At 28.5% G+C, this 16,410-nt stretch carries 17 protein-coding genes; 3 read left to right on the forward strand and 14 right to left on the reverse strand.

What is annotated here, in order from left to right; all coding sequences use genetic code 11:
- Window positions 1–16 precede the first annotated feature (16 nt).
- The 14 genes from IC173_RS15585 to IC173_RS15650 all read right to left on the reverse strand — a co-directional run bounded on the left by IC173_RS15585 (window position 17) and on the right by IC173_RS15650 (window position 13,261).
- Window positions 17–1,006: an ornithine cyclodeaminase family protein gene (locus IC173_RS15585; RefSeq protein WP_227433628.1), complete on the reverse strand. Its 990-nt coding sequence runs from the start codon at window positions 1,004–1,006 to the stop codon at window positions 17–19.
- Window positions 1,007–1,113: 107 nt separating this feature from the next.
- A complete protein-coding gene (locus IC173_RS15590) occupies window positions 1,114–1,977 on the reverse strand; it encodes a DUF3298 and DUF4163 domain-containing protein (protein ID WP_227433629.1) in 864 nt (287 codons plus the stop codon).
- Window positions 1,978–2,096: 119 nt separating this feature from the next.
- Window positions 2,097–2,678: a CheB methylesterase domain-containing protein gene (locus tag IC173_RS15595; protein ID WP_227483650.1), complete on the reverse strand. Its 582-nt coding sequence runs from the start codon at window positions 2,676–2,678 to the stop codon at window positions 2,097–2,099.
- Between the two features lie 39 nt (window positions 2,679–2,717).
- Window positions 2,718–3,521, reverse strand: a complete 804-nt coding sequence (locus IC173_RS15600) for a CheR family methyltransferase (protein ID WP_227483651.1) — start codon at window positions 3,519–3,521, stop codon at window positions 2,718–2,720.
- 36 nt (window positions 3,522–3,557) lie between these two features.
- Window positions 3,558–3,998: a chemotaxis protein CheW gene (locus IC173_RS15605; RefSeq protein WP_227433632.1), complete on the reverse strand. Its 441-nt coding sequence runs from the start codon at window positions 3,996–3,998 to the stop codon at window positions 3,558–3,560.
- A 12-nt stretch (window positions 3,999–4,010) separates the two neighbouring features.
- A complete protein-coding gene (locus tag IC173_RS15610; protein WP_227433633.1) occupies window positions 4,011–6,137 on the reverse strand; it encodes a chemotaxis protein CheA in 2,127 nt (708 codons plus the stop codon).
- A 61-nt stretch (window positions 6,138–6,198) separates the two neighbouring features.
- Complete coding sequence (locus tag IC173_RS15615) at window positions 6,199–7,902, reverse strand: methyl-accepting chemotaxis protein (RefSeq protein WP_227433634.1); 1,704 nt, start codon at window positions 7,900–7,902, stop codon at window positions 6,199–6,201.
- Between the two features lie 41 nt (window positions 7,903–7,943).
- Complete coding sequence (locus IC173_RS15620; protein ID WP_227433635.1) at window positions 7,944–8,903, reverse strand: diguanylate cyclase; 960 nt, start codon at window positions 8,901–8,903, stop codon at window positions 7,944–7,946.
- Between the two features lie 146 nt (window positions 8,904–9,049).
- Window positions 9,050–9,556, reverse strand: coding sequence for a chemotaxis protein CheW (locus tag IC173_RS15625; RefSeq protein ID WP_227483652.1), 507 nt, complete (start codon window positions 9,554–9,556; stop codon window positions 9,050–9,052).
- Window positions 9,557–9,596: 40 nt separating this feature from the next.
- Window positions 9,597–10,082 carry a chemotaxis protein CheD gene (locus tag IC173_RS15630; protein ID WP_227433637.1) on the reverse strand — a complete coding sequence of 162 codons (486 nt, stop codon included), beginning with the start codon at window positions 10,080–10,082 and terminating at the stop codon, window positions 9,597–9,599.
- On the reverse strand, window positions 10,079–10,726 hold the full coding sequence (locus IC173_RS21025; RefSeq protein ID WP_413926631.1) for a chemotaxis protein CheC: 648 nt from the start codon (window positions 10,724–10,726) through the stop codon (window positions 10,079–10,081). The genes IC173_RS15630 and IC173_RS21025 overlap by 4 nt, the downstream gene beginning before the upstream one ends.
- Before the next feature lie 34 nt (window positions 10,727–10,760).
- Complete coding sequence (locus IC173_RS15640) at window positions 10,761–11,123, reverse strand: response regulator (RefSeq protein WP_227433638.1); 363 nt, start codon at window positions 11,121–11,123, stop codon at window positions 10,761–10,763.
- 598 nt (window positions 11,124–11,721) lie between these two features.
- A complete protein-coding gene (locus IC173_RS15645) occupies window positions 11,722–12,222 on the reverse strand; it encodes a GyrI-like domain-containing protein (RefSeq protein ID WP_227433639.1) in 501 nt (166 codons plus the stop codon).
- A 127-nt stretch (window positions 12,223–12,349) separates the two neighbouring features.
- Complete coding sequence (locus tag IC173_RS15650) at window positions 12,350–13,261, reverse strand: helix-turn-helix transcriptional regulator (RefSeq protein WP_227834805.1); 912 nt, start codon at window positions 13,259–13,261, stop codon at window positions 12,350–12,352.
- A gap of 353 nt (window positions 13,262–13,614) precedes the next feature.
- Here IC173_RS15650 and IC173_RS15655 point away from each other — a divergent pair, with 353 nt between their 5' ends.
- Genes IC173_RS15655 through IC173_RS15665 form a run of 3 tightly spaced genes read left to right on the forward strand, consistent with a single transcriptional unit; the run spans window position 13,615 to window position 16,263 of the window.
- Entirely contained in the window at window positions 13,615–14,466 is an 852-nt protein-coding gene (locus IC173_RS15655; protein WP_227433641.1) for a DUF3100 domain-containing protein, read from the forward strand.
- A gap of 3 nt (window positions 14,467–14,469) precedes the next feature.
- Window positions 14,470–14,940, forward strand: coding sequence for a hypothetical protein (locus tag IC173_RS15660; RefSeq protein ID WP_227433642.1), 471 nt, complete (start codon window positions 14,470–14,472; stop codon window positions 14,938–14,940).
- Between the two features lie 12 nt (window positions 14,941–14,952).
- On the forward strand, window positions 14,953–16,263 hold the full coding sequence (locus IC173_RS15665) for a M20 family metallopeptidase (protein WP_227433643.1): 1,311 nt from the start codon (window positions 14,953–14,955) through the stop codon (window positions 16,261–16,263).
- Window positions 16,264–16,410 lie beyond the last annotated feature (147 nt).

The following is a 16,410-nucleotide window of genomic DNA, read 5'->3' on the forward strand; positions in this document are numbered from 1 at the left end:
GTTTATTTTGAAAATTTTACCATTCCCAATCTATTCCAATCCCTCTATCTTTTGCTTTATCATATATTCTTTTCGCTGTTACGACATCTTGTACACCTATTCCGACACTTTTAAACACAATTATTTCGTCATCATTTTCTCTTCCGGAAATAGTTCCATTTATAACATTTCCCAAATCACCACTAAAATCAGCTTTGCTTATTTTACCTTCTTCTAGAGGAATTAATATATCTCCTGATTCTGATAAAACTGCATCTGTTGATTCAAAAAATATCTTAGATGCTCTAGTTAAACAAGTTGGACACATCTCTTGCATATCTGGTAAGTATGAACCTACAGCACTCACTAATGCTCCCTTTTTAACCAAATTTCCATCAAATACTGGTTTTTTTGATGTTGTTGCTAAAACTATTACATCAGCATTATCTATGGCTTCATCAGATGACTCAGCTGCAACTATTTTAGTATTATATTTACTTAGCTTTAAGTTCATCTCTTTTGCAAATTTTTCTCTACTTTCTTTATTTCTACTGAAAACTCTTACTTCATCTAAATTTCTAGCTTCTAACATAGCTTCAAGTTGTGACTCACCTTGTCCTCCCAAGCCTATTAAAGCCCCTATCTTAGAATCCTTTTTAGCTAAAACATCTATAGCTGCACCAGATGCTGCACCAGTACGAACTTGAGTTATATAAGTACCATCTAAAGCAGCACATACTTCTCCAGTCTCCCCATCTAATAATAATACTGTTGCTGGAATTACTGGTTTGCCTTTTTGAGCATTTTTAGGGAATACAGATACAATTTTTATTCCTGCACACCCTAAGTCCTCTACATATCCTGGCATAAATAACATACTAGCATCCTGACTTGGAACTGGTATATTAGTTCTCAAAGGAGTTACACTTTTTCCTTCACAATAAATTCTAAAAGCCTCTTTATCAGCCTCAATTGCATCTCTCATAGTAAATACTTTTTTTATGTCGTCTTTTTTTAAAAGTAGCATTTTATATACCCCCAATTTTAATAAGTTTCTATGCTAGATATTATAACATAACATTTTAATACAAATTCTATTTCATATTAAATAAATATATTTCAAATTAAATAATCCTATTTCAAATTAAACAAATCTACATACTCCGATTTTAACATATAGCTTATTAGTTTTTTGTTTATTGAAAATTCTGGTATTCCTGCTGCATATGGAGTTATATCGTATAAATCAAAATATATAACTAAGTTATCATCTTGCAAATAAAAATTTTGATTTTCTTTTATCCCTTTAAAATTATATATTCCTACATTTTCTTTATCTTTCTTTTCTAAATCAGTTATTTGTTGTTTAATTTCCTCATCTATAACTTCTTTATATTTAGTATTATCTTTAAATAAGTCCATTAATTCTAAAAACTTCCCTGTTCTCATATCTACATTATAAGCTATATCTTGATAATAACCATGTGCTCCACCACTGTAAGTATAATATCTTACCTTTATACTAAGAGCAGAATCAGTATTCTTTTTAAGTTCAAAGTCTACATTTGCAACAAATTTATTTTCTTCATCAGGATTATCTTTAAGGTATTGTTTTGCCTCTTTATACGATTTGTTATAAAATTCAAATATATCATTTTTTATTCTATCATTTGTAGACCTTTCAACAATCTTATTTGAATTTGTTATTATAGGCATATTTATAGTACTTTCTATATATTCATCATTTTTCACTATTGTCTTACTTCCTATTGTACTTACTGATAAAGTTTGTTTACTATTTGTAGTATCTTTTGGCAATGATTGATTACTCATAACGCTTACAGCTTCTTTGTCTTTATTTAGATTAAGTAAAGCATCTTTCCCCAAATTATTATATCTATAGTCATGTTTAATTGCTAAAATAGCTATTATAGTCAAGGATAAAACAAACACATATCTTAAAACTCTAGCTTTCGTATTTACTTTAAAAAATTTCATCTTATTATTTTCCTCCTAAATATAAATCTCTCTTATTATATTTGGAGTTTCTAGGGTTTTTTATCCATATAATTTAATAAAAGATTAATTTTTATTTATAAAAATTAATCTTTTTCTTTTCAAATATTAAGATGACTTATCAGACAACTTGAAATTTTATCAAGTGGTAATTGGATTACAACAGAACCTCTATCAAATGCTACCATTGGCATTCCATATACAATGCAAGAATTTTTATCTTGCCCAATTGTAAATGAACCTTTCTCTCTCATTTTCAAAAGTCCAGTTGCTCCATCTGAACCCATTCCTGTAAGTATTATTCCTACTGAGTTTTTACCTGCTACTTGTGCTACTGAATCAAACAAAACATCTACAGATGGACAATGTCCACTTATTCTTTCACCTTCTTCACAAGTTACATAATACCCATCTTTATCTAAATGTAATTTCATTTGATATCCACCAGGTGCAATAAGTACATTTCCTTGCTCTACTCTATCATTATTTTTAGCTTCTCTTACATTCATAATACACTGCTTATCAAGTCGTTGTGCATACATCTCAGTAAATATAGCTGGCATATGTTGAGCTACAACAACCCCTGGTGTAGATTTTGGTAAGTCTTTTATAATCTCAAGTATTGCTTCTGTTCCACCTATAGATGCGCCTATAGCAATGACCCTGTTATTAATATTTTCCACATTACCGCCCCCACAAAATCATATATCTAAAATATTCTTCTATTTTTTATAAACAGCAGGTTTTACATAGTCGTATTCTGTATTTCTTCTATTTACTATCTCTGCATGACCTACAAATAAAAATCCATCTTTTTTAGTTACATCATAAAATTTATTTATAAGCTCTTCTTTTGTTTTTAAATCGAAATAAATCATAACATTTCTACAAAAAATCAAATCAAAAAGTTGATGTGAGAAATCTTCAATTAAATTGAATGGTTTAAAAAATACACTTTTTCTAATCTTATCACAAACTTTAAATGTACCATCTTTATTATCTATGAAATATTTTTTCTTCCATAATTTTGGAACATTATCAACATTTGCTTCTGTGTATACAGCTCTTTTAGCTTTTTCAAGTGAATTCATTGAAATATCTGTGGCTATAATTTTAATATTCCACAGGTCTTTCCTACTCCCAAAATAATCATCTAAAGTCATAGCTATTGAATATGCTTCTTCTCCACTAGAGCAACCTGCACTCCATATATTTAAGTTTCTGAGTTTATTATTTTCTTCCCAAAAAGGAAGTATATTATTATACATATACTCAAAATGCTGATGTTCTCTCATAAAAAATGTATGATTTGTGCTCAACCTATTTATTAAATTTATAGCTTCATTTCCTGTCTTATCTCTAAATAATAGGTTCATATATTGACTAAAAGAACTAAACTTTCTCTCTCGCATTGTATTATATAGTCGTCCTTCAATTAATACTCTTTTTTTGCTTAAATCAATTCCGTACTCTTTTTTTATATAGTTTCCAAGAATTTTAAATTCTTCATCAGTGAGTTTTATCATACAAAAAACTTCCTCCTGCCAATTTATCAAAGCTAATTACATGCTGTCAATTAGAAACTTTCGAATATCTAAAATTAGTATAGACTTATCTCCAACTTTTACAATCTCTTTTATAACTTTATTTATATTTATGTTGTTAGAAATAGTTGTCTCTAGTAAGTTTAAGTCATCTATAAGAACGACATCAACAACTTTATCTACAATAATTCCAACTTGATACTCATCAATTTTTATAATTATTATGCATGTTCTCTCATTATAATCAACTTCAGGAAGATTGTATCTAATATGCATATCAATAACTGGTATAATTCTTCCTCTCAAATTAATAACTCCATTTATATAATTTGGAAGACGTGGTACATATGTTATTGGTTGAAACCTTATAGTCTCAATTACATTTTCTAATTCTATTCCATAAATAACATCATTAACATAAAATGTTAATACTTGTTTTATAATATCATTTGTAGACATACTTTAAATCCCCTAATATATTTCCATAATGTTATCTGCATCTATAATCAGACTTATACTTCCATCACCAAGTATTGTGCATCCTGAAAAACCATTGTTTTTCATATTAAATCTGTTAAAATAAACTGGAAATGGCTTTACTACAACCTGTTGAGTTCCTATTATTTCATCCACAAAAATACATACTGCTTTATACTCATTTTCTATGATTATCATATTTCCATTTACTAATTCAGTTATATCTGTATGAATATCATATATTTTATGCAATCTTATAATAGGAATACATGCTCCATATATTGTAATTAATTCTGTTCCACTACCATCTTTAATTACTTGGCTTAAATCTGCAAGTTTAAATGTACTTCTTATTGATGATATTGGCAAAGTAAACATCGAGTTTCCAACTTTGAACTCCATACCTTCTACTATAGAAAGTGTCAGTGGTATTTTTATAGTAAATGTTGTTCCTTCATCTTTTGTACTTTTTACACCAATTGAACCACCAACTTTTTCAATACTTTTACGAACAATATCCATCCCTACTCCTCTACCAGAAAATTCAGTTATAGATTCCTTTGTAGAAAATCCTGGAGTCATAATTAAAGAGTTAATTTCATCATCAGTATATTCATTAATTTGATGTTTAAGAAGACCTTGTTCTTTAGCTTTTTCCAAAATCTTATCTTTCATGAGACCTCTGCCATCATCTGAAATACTTATGACAGCTTCTCCGCCTAAATTTTCAGCAGATAAAATTATAGTTCCTATTTCTTTTTTACCCTTAGATATGCGTTCATCAGCAGGCTCTATTGCATGGTCCATAGCATTTCTTATAAGATGCATAAATGGTTCTGCTAAATTATCCATTACATTTTTATCTACTTCTGTTTCATTTCCTATAGTTACTAGTTCAACATTTTTATCTAATTTTTTATTCATGTCTCGTACAATTCTATGCATTTTTTGAAATACACCTGCAATTTTAACCATACGCATTGACATTACTATATCCTGCAATTCATCTGTAAGCTTATGTAATTGTCTGGTTGCTTTATTGAAATTATCTATATCAACACCTTTAGAATCTACACTATTTACAACCATTGATTCCATAATTACAATTTCTCCAACTATATTTTGAAGTAAATCTAGTTTTTCTAAATTTACAGTCATAATATTTTGTTTACTTATAGGAAGATGCTCATTTCCTTCAATTAAAACATCTTGCTCTAAGTCAATTTTCTCATTTAAGACACTTTCTTGTAATGCACTTTTTTCTTTTACAAAATTATTTTCATCTTTAGAATTTGTCTCCAAATTAGTTTTTGGGTTTTTCACCAACATATCATCCTGTTTTTCACTTGTATATATATCATCTTTATCAACATTTGAATACTCTTTTACATATAGATTATCTTTTATTGTTTTATAAATTATGTTTTTATCATCTTTAGCAATAAATTGTATATAAAATCCATATTTTTTAATATATTCTGCTGTACCTGTATTCTTTTCTATGTCTTCAGGATAAAATGCTAGAAATTCACAGTAATCTTGCAATTCAAATGTAAGCATAAAAGCTCTTACATTTTCCATCATACAATCTTGTTCAAAAACTATTTTGACTATGTCTGAACCTTCCTTATATGAAAAATTTAAATTATTTATTTCTTTTTCGTATGTGTCTTCTAAGTTCAACTTATCTTGTAATTTTGTAGAACTTGATAGTTCTAGAGTACTTACATAATCTTCAATATCTTTTATAAAGCTAGAGCAATCAGAAGTTGTACAATCTCCTGATTGTAATTTACCAATATCATATTTTATAAAATCTAATGCTTGAAAAACTAAATCAAACAATAAATCATTATCTATAATCTCTATTTTTCTTTCACGTATAATATAAAATAGGTCTTCTACACTGTGTGCTAAAGCAGACATATTATCTAGACCCATCATAGAAGCTGAGCCTTTTATTGTATGCATAATTCTAAAAGTTTCATTAATATTACTGTCGCTAAATATTCTTTCTTTTTCTGTCTGAATCATAATTTCATCTAATTGCTCAAGTAATAGACTTGTCTCAAATATAAACATATCTAACATTGGTCTCATACTTGGTTCAATGTAATTCATATTTATCACCTACAGTCGACAAATAAATTTCTATTTTTTCTTATATATAATATTCTATAATCTAAATCCACGATGATTTTCTTATCTCACTTTCTTTTAGATGAAATTTTTCTACTAATTCTTTTAAAATTTGTGCTTGAGCAGACATTTCTTCTGAAGCTGCAGCACTTTCCTCTGCTGTTGCAGAGTTCATTTGAACTACTATTGAAATTTGCTCTATTCCAGATAAAATCTGTGTAATTGCTATCTCTTGACTATGCACAGATGAAGAAATTCCATTAATATAATCAGTAGTTTTTTCTACACCATTTACAACTAAGTCTAATGCTTTTGCAGTTTCTTTTGCAATTTTGACACCATTTTCCACTGTTTTAATAGCTTCTTCTATAAGAATTGCTGTGTTTTGAGCTGCTTTAGCACTTTTTCCAGCCAAAGACCTAACTTCATCTGCAACAACTGCAAATCCTCTACCATATTGGCCTGCTCTTGCTGCTTCAACGGCTGCGTTTAATGCAAGAATATTAGTTTGAAAAGCTATCTCATCTATGGTTTTGATTATCTTTGATATTTCATTTGATTTTTCACTTATTGCCTCCATTGATGTCATCATATCATCCATACATCTACTTCCAAAACCAACTTGTAATGCTGATTGGTCAGATACTTCACATGCAAGACTAGCACTATCTGCACATTGCTTAATTCCATCAGATATCTCATTAATTGTAGAGGCTAATTCTTCTACTGAACTAGCTTGTTCAGTAGCACCCTGCGAAAGAGCTTGTGCTCCTGCTGCTACTTGTTCTGATGCACTTGCAACTTGCTCAGCTGACAGATTTATTTCATAGAAATCATCATTAAAAGAATTTATTATACTTTCTAATGATGTTTTGATTGATTTAAAATCTCCTATAAATTCTTGTTCTATGTCTATTCTTAAATCCCCTTTTGCAATGCTAGTTAATGTACTGTCTATAAGGTCTATATAATTTAATAACATATCTTGCATCTTTTTGACAGAACTTACTAACATTCCTATTTCAGATTTACTTTCTTCAACATCTATACTTGTTCTTAAATCACCCGATGCAATTCTTGAAAAATGTTTTTCTACTTTATTAATAGGAATTACTATCTTTAGTTTTATTACTGCATATTCTATTATTGTTAATATGATTAATAGTGAGAGTATAAATATCGTTCTTAGTATCAAACTTTGTAATTCTTTTTTAACTTCTACAATTTCAGAATTTGAACGAGTAACTACATCCTCTTGAAATTCATCTATTAAAGAATCCATTTTTTCCTGAGATTCTACATATTCGCTACTAAAAATTATACTTTGAGCTAAGCTCTTGTCATTACTTTCAACTGCATTTATAGCACTTTGTTCTTTTGGTACCAAAGAATCAGATATCTCCTTAGCTTCCAAAATTTTATTTGACTCAGTCTTTGTAAGACCAATTTTTTCAAGTTTATTTAAAGCAGATTCTCTTGTTTTTCCATATAGCTCTTTTTCATAGACATCTTTATCCTTTTTTTCACCTGTAAAAACGTACCTTCTTAACATGTCACAAACTTCTCTTGTTGTGTCTTTTATATACTGACTTTCATTTCTCAAATTGTTCATGTCATTGATACTTTTTTCCACTTTTTCAAATGCTTTATAAGATGAAATTGAAGAAAAAATGCCTGCCATAACAGCTAGTACTATAATAATTAGCAATACTATTGCCAATTTGGAAAGCTTTACTTCTCTTTTCATATCTATACTCCTTTATAAAGTAAGTTTATCAAGATATCAATCTATATCTTCTTTAGTCCATTCATTGTACTTACTACACTGCAATCTTTTCCTAGATTTTTTCCCTCGTACATTGCCTTATCTGCTAGGGATATATTTTCTTCTAATGATATGTTTGAGTTTACCTCTACTACTCCTAATGTAATAGTACACTTTATTTCATTTCCTTTATAGTTAAATTCAAATTCCTTTATTTCTTTGCGAATTCTCTCTGAAAGTATTTTTGCCCCTTCTATTGAAGTATTAGTGAGCATTATCAAAAATTCTTCTCCACCCCATCTTGATACAGTATCAATTTGTCTACAATTCTTTTTAATTATACTTGAGATTACTGTTAGCACAAAATCTCCTGCTTCATGACCATAAGTATCATTAATAACTTTAAAATCGTCAATATCTCCAAGAATAAGAGATACTGTTTCATGACTATATCTATTAATTTTTCTTTGTTCCATAAGCTGATTAATTATATGACGTCTATTGTAAAGACCTGTTAGATAATCCCTTACAACTAATCTATTTAATTTTTCAAGAGAAGATTCCAGTTCATTATTTATTTTTCTTAATTTATCTTGAGATTTTTTGACTTCAATATGAGCCATAACACGAGCTTTTAATTCTGTCATACTAAAAGGTTTTACCATATAGTCTATTGCTCCTACTCCAAAACCCTTTACTACATCTGTATCTGTATTTTTTGAAGTTATAAAAATTATAGGTATATCTTCTGTACGAATATTAGATTTGAGTTCTCTACACAATTCAAATCCAGAATTGTCTGGCAAAATTATATCAAGCAGAATAATGTCTGGTGTACACTCCTTAATACACTCTTTTGCCTCTATTGCATTAAATGCTTTTATGACTTTAAAATTATCTTTTGTAAGTGTTTTATCTATTAAATCGCACATTAGAACACTATCATCAACAACTAAAATTGTTCCTTGTTGCTTATTTTCCATATCCAAACCTCTCTTAAACATAATATATTCAAATTTTAATAATTTAAAATTCTTACACTTAATAATTATACCACTATAGTTCCAAATGTTCTCATTATAATATAATTACAATGTCACTAAATTATATATCTGTGTTACATGATAGTTTAATTGTATTTAAAAAGCAATTCATCTATCAAAAGTTCTTCTCCATCAGTCAAAAGCTTCTTCAAATCTAACAAGGTAATTATTTGATTGTCTATCTCTCCAATACCACTTACAAAATAATCTGAATATTCAAGAGTAACCCTTGGTGGAGGTGATATCTGATTTTCTTCTAAATCTATTATCTCCTCAACTTTATCAACCATAAATCCCACTACTAAATTTTCCAATCCGGCTATTACTATATATACATAATCAGTAGTATTTAAATTATTTTTCCTCAGTCTCAAATGCATATCTATTATCGGGATAATTTTTCCCCTCAAATTTATTATTCCTTTTGAATAGGTTGGAAGTTCTGGAATAAATATGATTTCCTGATTCCCAACAATTTCTATGACTTTTTCAAGTTCAATACCAAAGTTCTGTTCGTCCATTTTAAATTTTAGGTACTTAATCCCCTCATCTACTAACTCATAACCTAAATATGGGTCATCTGGAAATCTCATTTAATACCTCCCCCTTAAATATCTTCTAAATAAAAATAATCTATATTTTCTTCTTTCCTTTATTTATTGAGTCTACAATTAAATCGCCTGTCTCAGTATAAAAGCGTATTGTTCTTCCATAATTCATTCCTGTATCTTCTGCTATTATTGGAATTTTTAAGCTTAAAAGAGTTTTTTTTACTGCTTCAACATTCCTATACCCTATGCTTGCAATTGATGAATTACTATTTCCTAAAAACATCTGGGCTCCTCCAGCTATTTTTGCTTTTATATATGTCCTATTTGCACCTATATGCTCCATAGACTTAATAAGTTCCTTTATTCCTGTGTCAGCAAATTTATATTTATTTTCAATGTGAATAGCATCTTTACTATATGGCAACATAACATGTAACATTCCACCAATTCCTGCTGTTTTATCTATTAAACATACTCCTACACAAGAACCAAGTGCATAAGTAACCAAAACATTTGGTTTATACACTATTTTCATGTCTGCAATATTTACTACTATCTCTCTACTCATACTGATAATCCCAATCTTACTAATATGTCTTTAAGCGAGTCCATTTCTGGAATCATCAATATGTGGCTAATAAAATAATTATCGCTATTTTTAAATTTATTTTCTATAAATAAAATTTTGTCCCCAACATCAGAAAATCTTATCATAGGAACATTCAACACAGCTCCGACCATATCAATACACATATCTGGAACCGAAATACTTATGTTCATGTTTAGCATAGATGCAATAGCATTTACATAAGAACTTGCCATAATATTTCCTATTTCTTTGATTGCAGAAATTTCAATACCTGTAATTTCGTCTAAGAAAGCTTCATCTTTATTAAAAAGAGAATTAAGCATAAGTTTAGTGATTGATTCATCCAACAAAAACATAAACATCCCATTAATATCGCCTTTCATATCAAGTAGAATGCATACAACCTTGTTTTCTGGACCTCCAAGTAAATTTGTAGCTTCATTATATTTAAGTATCTTGACCATGGGTATTAATACTTCTATCTTACTATTTATCATGGATGCAAGTGCAGTAATTGCATTCCCAGAGCCTATATTACCAATTTCTCTAAGAGCATCTATATGAATATTATCAAGTTGTGAATAATTTATAATATAAACCCCTCCCTCTATTGTTACATTTATGTATTTTTACTATATAAAGGTGTATTTACAGCCTTTATTTTAAGGCATTATTTACAACTTTAACCAATGTTTCTGTTTTAAATGGTTTTACTATAAAATCTAGTGCTCCAAGCTTTATAGCTTCCACAATCATATTTTCTTGCCCTATTGCAGAACACATCACCACTTTAGCATTTGAATCCAACATTTTTATTTCCTTTAATACCTCTAGACCATCTTTTTTAGGCATTGTAATATCAAGTAATGTCAAATCAGGCATTTCATCTTTAAACATATTATAAGCTTCTTCTCCATCACTTGCTTCTACTAAATTCTCGTAGCCACTTTTACTCAGAGCTTCTTTAATCATCATTCTCATAAAAATAGCATCATCTACTATTAAAATTTTATTTTCCATAAAACTAACTCCTCCATACTTGTAACAATAAATGCTATTATTTTTCAGTCATTGTTTATACTTACTGACTATTTTCCCTACATAATAAATACATTTCATCTATAAATAAAAGTACATATTCATGCTATACTATATTCAACTTTATTAATACAGTTTATAAATTAAAAAACTTATATATCTATTGTAATATATGTTTTGCATTTTGACGAGTTATTAAAAACATAATCACATAAAAACGTAAAAAACACAAAAACGTAAAAAGTTGTCAAAAACCAATTATATAGATATATAATAAATTGAAAATATTTATATAATATACATCTATTATCGGCTGAACTATAATTAAATTTATATCCTATTATTAATTAATAAATTCTTACATATTGCTAAAGGAAGATTTAAATTATGAACAAAATATTGATTATAAACGATTATAGATAATTTTGTGAACTATTCAAAAATTGTATACTTAAAGAAATCACAATATTATCACTTTTAAAGATAAAATAAAAATTGGGAGTGTATAGTACACTCCCTCATGATTATCAACTTGTTTATTCCTATAATAAGTTTTATATATTAAAATTTATCAATGAATTTATCTTATTCCAATGTAAATATGAACTTCTTGCTTATTCATATCATATGTATTATTTTGATATTCTTCAAAATCACTTATATAAGTTCTATCAAAATCCATTTTCCAAAACTCAAACCAGAATTCTCCTACTGACTTTTGTATATCTCCTGTTATAGTGAATTTTGCATATTTACCACCTGGTATAACTTTGCTTATAACAAACTCTCCACAAATATCTTTTTCATTAAATTCACTTAAGTTGTTGTCCTTATCATCTTCACTATTTACTTCACAACATGCTACAAAGTTATATGGATTTGTAAAATCACCTTGATAGTCTGTATATAAACCTATTGTTTTATCATTTTTTTTACCTTTTATAGCATTATAGATACCCTTCCCCATAAAGCTTTTCCATAATTCACCTATGTCTTTTACTGCTTGTCCGTTGTTATTTGTAGTTTCTTTTGATACACCCACAACTATTTTTTCACTTATATGTACTATTTCATAATCCATACTTTATACCTCACTTTAGCTTTATTGATTGCTTTTGATTATCTGTTTCTTTAATTTAATTATAATTTATAAAATACGACATCTATATGTCATATATTTTAATATAATTAAATTTAGTAATAGTAACTTATAAGGAATACATCTTAAGCATCTCTTTCAATCTATTTATAACATTATCTCTAATGAATTTAGGTTCAAGTACTTCAACACTATCTCCAAAAGATAAGATATATCCATAAATCCACTCTCCAATTGGGAATTCTGCAATTACATCATATGTATTATCTTCATTTTTAGTTATTAAATCATTGTTAAAATCATCAAAAACTCTATAGAGAATCTTTTCCTTAAATCTTAGCCTCAGAGTTACTGTATCTTCTTTAATTATTTTAGAGTCATCTAAGTATGCCTCTTCAATTATCTTTCTTGAAAATATGTCTTCTTTTACTACTAAGTTTTTCATTCTACTGATTCTAAATATTCTAAAATCGTCCTTTAATTTGCAAAACCCATACAAGTACCAAGTCTTACTTTTATACATTAGCTTCATCGGTTCAACAGTCCTATTTGTCTGACTTGAAAAACTATTTACATAATCAAAATTTATAGTATTGCGTCTTAAAATAGCATTTTTTATTTTTGTAAATTTATCATCCTCATTAAAATTACTTCCCCATTCAGTAAAATCTATTTCAATCCAGTTTGCAAAATTACTTTCTCCAAATATTGAGCCAATTTTATCTACTACTGAATTTATTTCTGGATACTTTGTTGCTTGTAATGTTTGAAGTGCTATTATTAAACTCTCCTTATCTTCCTTTGACAATATAGTTTTGTCTATAGAATATTCTTCTATTAAAGATATTCCTCCTCCTTTGCCTTTAGTCATATATACTGGTACTCCTGACATAGACAGAGTTTCTATATCTCTATATATAGTTCTTGTAGAAACTTCAAACCTCTCAGCCAATGCTTTAGCAGTAACTAATTTTTTATTTAATAGTATTACTATTATTTCTGTTAATCTATTTATTTTCATCTATTATCACCTACTAAGATTATTATATTTATCTTTATTTTCTATAATTATATTATTTATTTTAAAGCTTTTTATATTTTATTCATACAATATTTAAGTAAATTTTTAATAAATAAATTTATATGTTAATATTTTGAAGTTATGTAATATTTTACATATTTTTTCGTTGACAATGTTAAATTTTTGATTTATCCTTAATTAAGGACATGTTATTGACAGTTCTTAAACTTATTTGAAAAACAATTTTACTATATAATTTTATGTAATTTAGGAAAACGTATTATATTCAAGAAAACGTATTTTCTATTTCAAATTCAAATAAGTACAATATTTATTTTTTTAGGGAGGCAATCATGGAAATTAATAAAAAACACTTTATTCAAGTCTTTTTAACTTGCTTAATCTTAGTAGTAGTATGTGAATTTATAGGACAAAGAACATTAGCTATTGGCTCAGCTTCTATAATACTATTTCCAATGCTTTATGCAGTTATAATCGGACTTATAATAACACCTGACTTATTAGGCAAAAAAATTAAAGCACTTAAAAAAGTTATTGGAGAAAAAGAAATCAATATTGCTGGTGAAGTTGTTGGAATTGCGCTAGTAATGCTTGGTATAAAATATGGGACTACAGTTGGCCCAAACATCGATAAGATAATTCAAGCTGGACCTGCATTTCTTGCTCAAGAATTTGGTCACATACTTGCACCAATAGTTGCATTACCTCTTGCATTAATATTTGGTATGAAAAGAGAAGCTATTGGAGCTACTGCAAGTATAAGCCGTGAACCCTCTTTAGGAGTTATATCTGAAAAATATGGGATAAATTCTCCAGAAGGTAGTGGCGTACTTGGTACATATTTAATGGGTACAGTTCTTGGTACTATATATTTTAGCGTATTAGGCTCAGTCTCAATTTATAGTGGCCTTCATCCATATGCTTTAGGAATGGCTTGTGGTGTTGGTAGTGGAAGTATGATGACTGCTGCTGCTGGCTCTCTTTCTACCATGGTACCTCCAGAAATGGCAGATACAATACTTGCCTATGCAGCAACAAGTAATATGATGTCTAGTATAACAGGAATTATATTCTTGGTCTTTGTATCTTTACCATTTACTAATTTTATGTACAAAATTTTAGAACCTAAATTTTCAAGAAGTAAAAAAACTGACGAAACAAAAACTACAAAAGGAGAGTGCTAATAAATGTTTGCTAATTTAGATTTAAAGAAAAGTTCATATCAATTATTGGTTATGTCTATTATTGGAGTTATAATTCTTATAGGACAAAGAATTAGTGTTGGTACATCTATAGTAACAGCTTTTCCTGGAATGGTAATGTTAATATTAGCTGCTATGGCTGCTATGATTATAAAGGATTTATTTCCTAAATCAATATTTCCTGCTTTTGGATTTGCAACTATAATAGGTCTTTTACTTAGTATGCCATATAGCCCAACATCTGAAGTATTCTTAACTAACACTAATAATATTAATTTTATGGCTATAACAACTCCTCTATTAGCTTTTGCAGGAATTTCTGTTGGAAACAAAATAGAAGCTTTAAAGGAAATGTCATGGAAAATAGTTATAATATCACTTGTTGTCTTTACAACTATATTCTTTGCATGTGCAAGTATAGCTCATATAGTTTTAAGTATTCAAGGTAAAATATAGGAGGAACTTATTATGAATAAAGAACAATTAAAATCTCTAGTAATAAAGACTATCGATGAAAATAAAGAAAAAATATTAGAAATAGGTCATGGAATCTACAAAAACCCAGAATATGGATATAAAGAGTATAAAACTACAGAAGCTGTTTCAAACTTTTTTGAACAAGAACTAAACTTATCTGTCGAAAAAAATATAGCTGTTACAGGATGTAAGGCAGATGCAAATTCTAGTAAAGAAGGTCCTCATATATCTATACTTGGAGAATTAGATGGTATATCATGCAAAGAACACAAAGATTCTAATGAAATAGGTGCATCTCATACTTGTGGACATAACATACAAATAGCTGGAATGTTAGGTGCAGCTATTGGTTTAGTAAAAAGTGGGGTTTTAGAACATTTAGATGGTAAAATATCATTTATGGCTACTCCTGCTGAAGAATTTATTGAATTGGAATACAGGGAACAATTGAAAAAAGAAGGAAAAATAACTTACTTTGGTGGAAAACAAGAACTAATAAAAAGAGGTTACTTTGATGATATAGACATATCTATGATGTTTCACTCTTCAGATTTAGGAGAAGATAAGGCTCTAGTTGGTCCTGAAAGTAATGGCTTTGTCGGCAAAAAAGTTAAATTTATAGGAAAAGAATCTCATGCTGGTTCTGCTCCACATGATGGAATAAATGCTTTAAATGCAGCAATGCTTGCTATAAATAATGTAAATGCACTTAGAGAGACTTTTAAAGAATCTGAAAGAGTTAGATTCCATCCTATCATCACAAAAGGTGGAGATATAGTAAATGTTGTTCCTGCTGATGTTCATATGGAATCATATGTAAGAGCTAGAACTATAAACGGCATGATAGATGCTAATAAAAGAATAAATAAAGCATTGATGGCTGGTGGAATGGCGGTTGGAGCTGATGTTGAAATAACTGAAATTCCTGGGTATCTACCAATATTAAGATACAAAAACCTTGATAACTTATTTAAAAATAACCTTGAAGATTTAGGTTTAAAAGGAAAAATTATTGATGGTGGAGATTTCACTGGTTCATTTGATTTTGGAGATGTATCTCATATAATGCCTACCCTTCACCCTATGATTGGTGGTGTAAAAGGTGCTCTTCATACAAGAGATTTTGAAATAATTGATGAAGACTTAGCTTACATAGTACCTGCTAAGGCTATGGCACTTACAGTTATAGACCTTCTTTTTGATAATGCTAAAGAGACTAAAGGTATATTAGATGCCTTTACACCAGTTATGACTAAAGAAGAATACTTAACATTCTTAGAAAAACACGACAAAACTTTATAGGTCTATTAAGTATTCTTTTTATAATACAAAGGTGGTATATGCTTTAAAAGCTATACCATCTTTTCTTTTCCTTCGTAAAGTCCTCAATATTTATTTAGAAAAAATATAACAAATATATTCATCCTCATGTATAGTAATAGCATACAT

Origin of the sequence: Clostridioides sp. ES-S-0048-02, from assembly GCF_020658495.1 — a bacterium.
GTDB lineage: Bacteria > Bacillota > Clostridia > Peptostreptococcales > Peptostreptococcaceae > Clostridioides.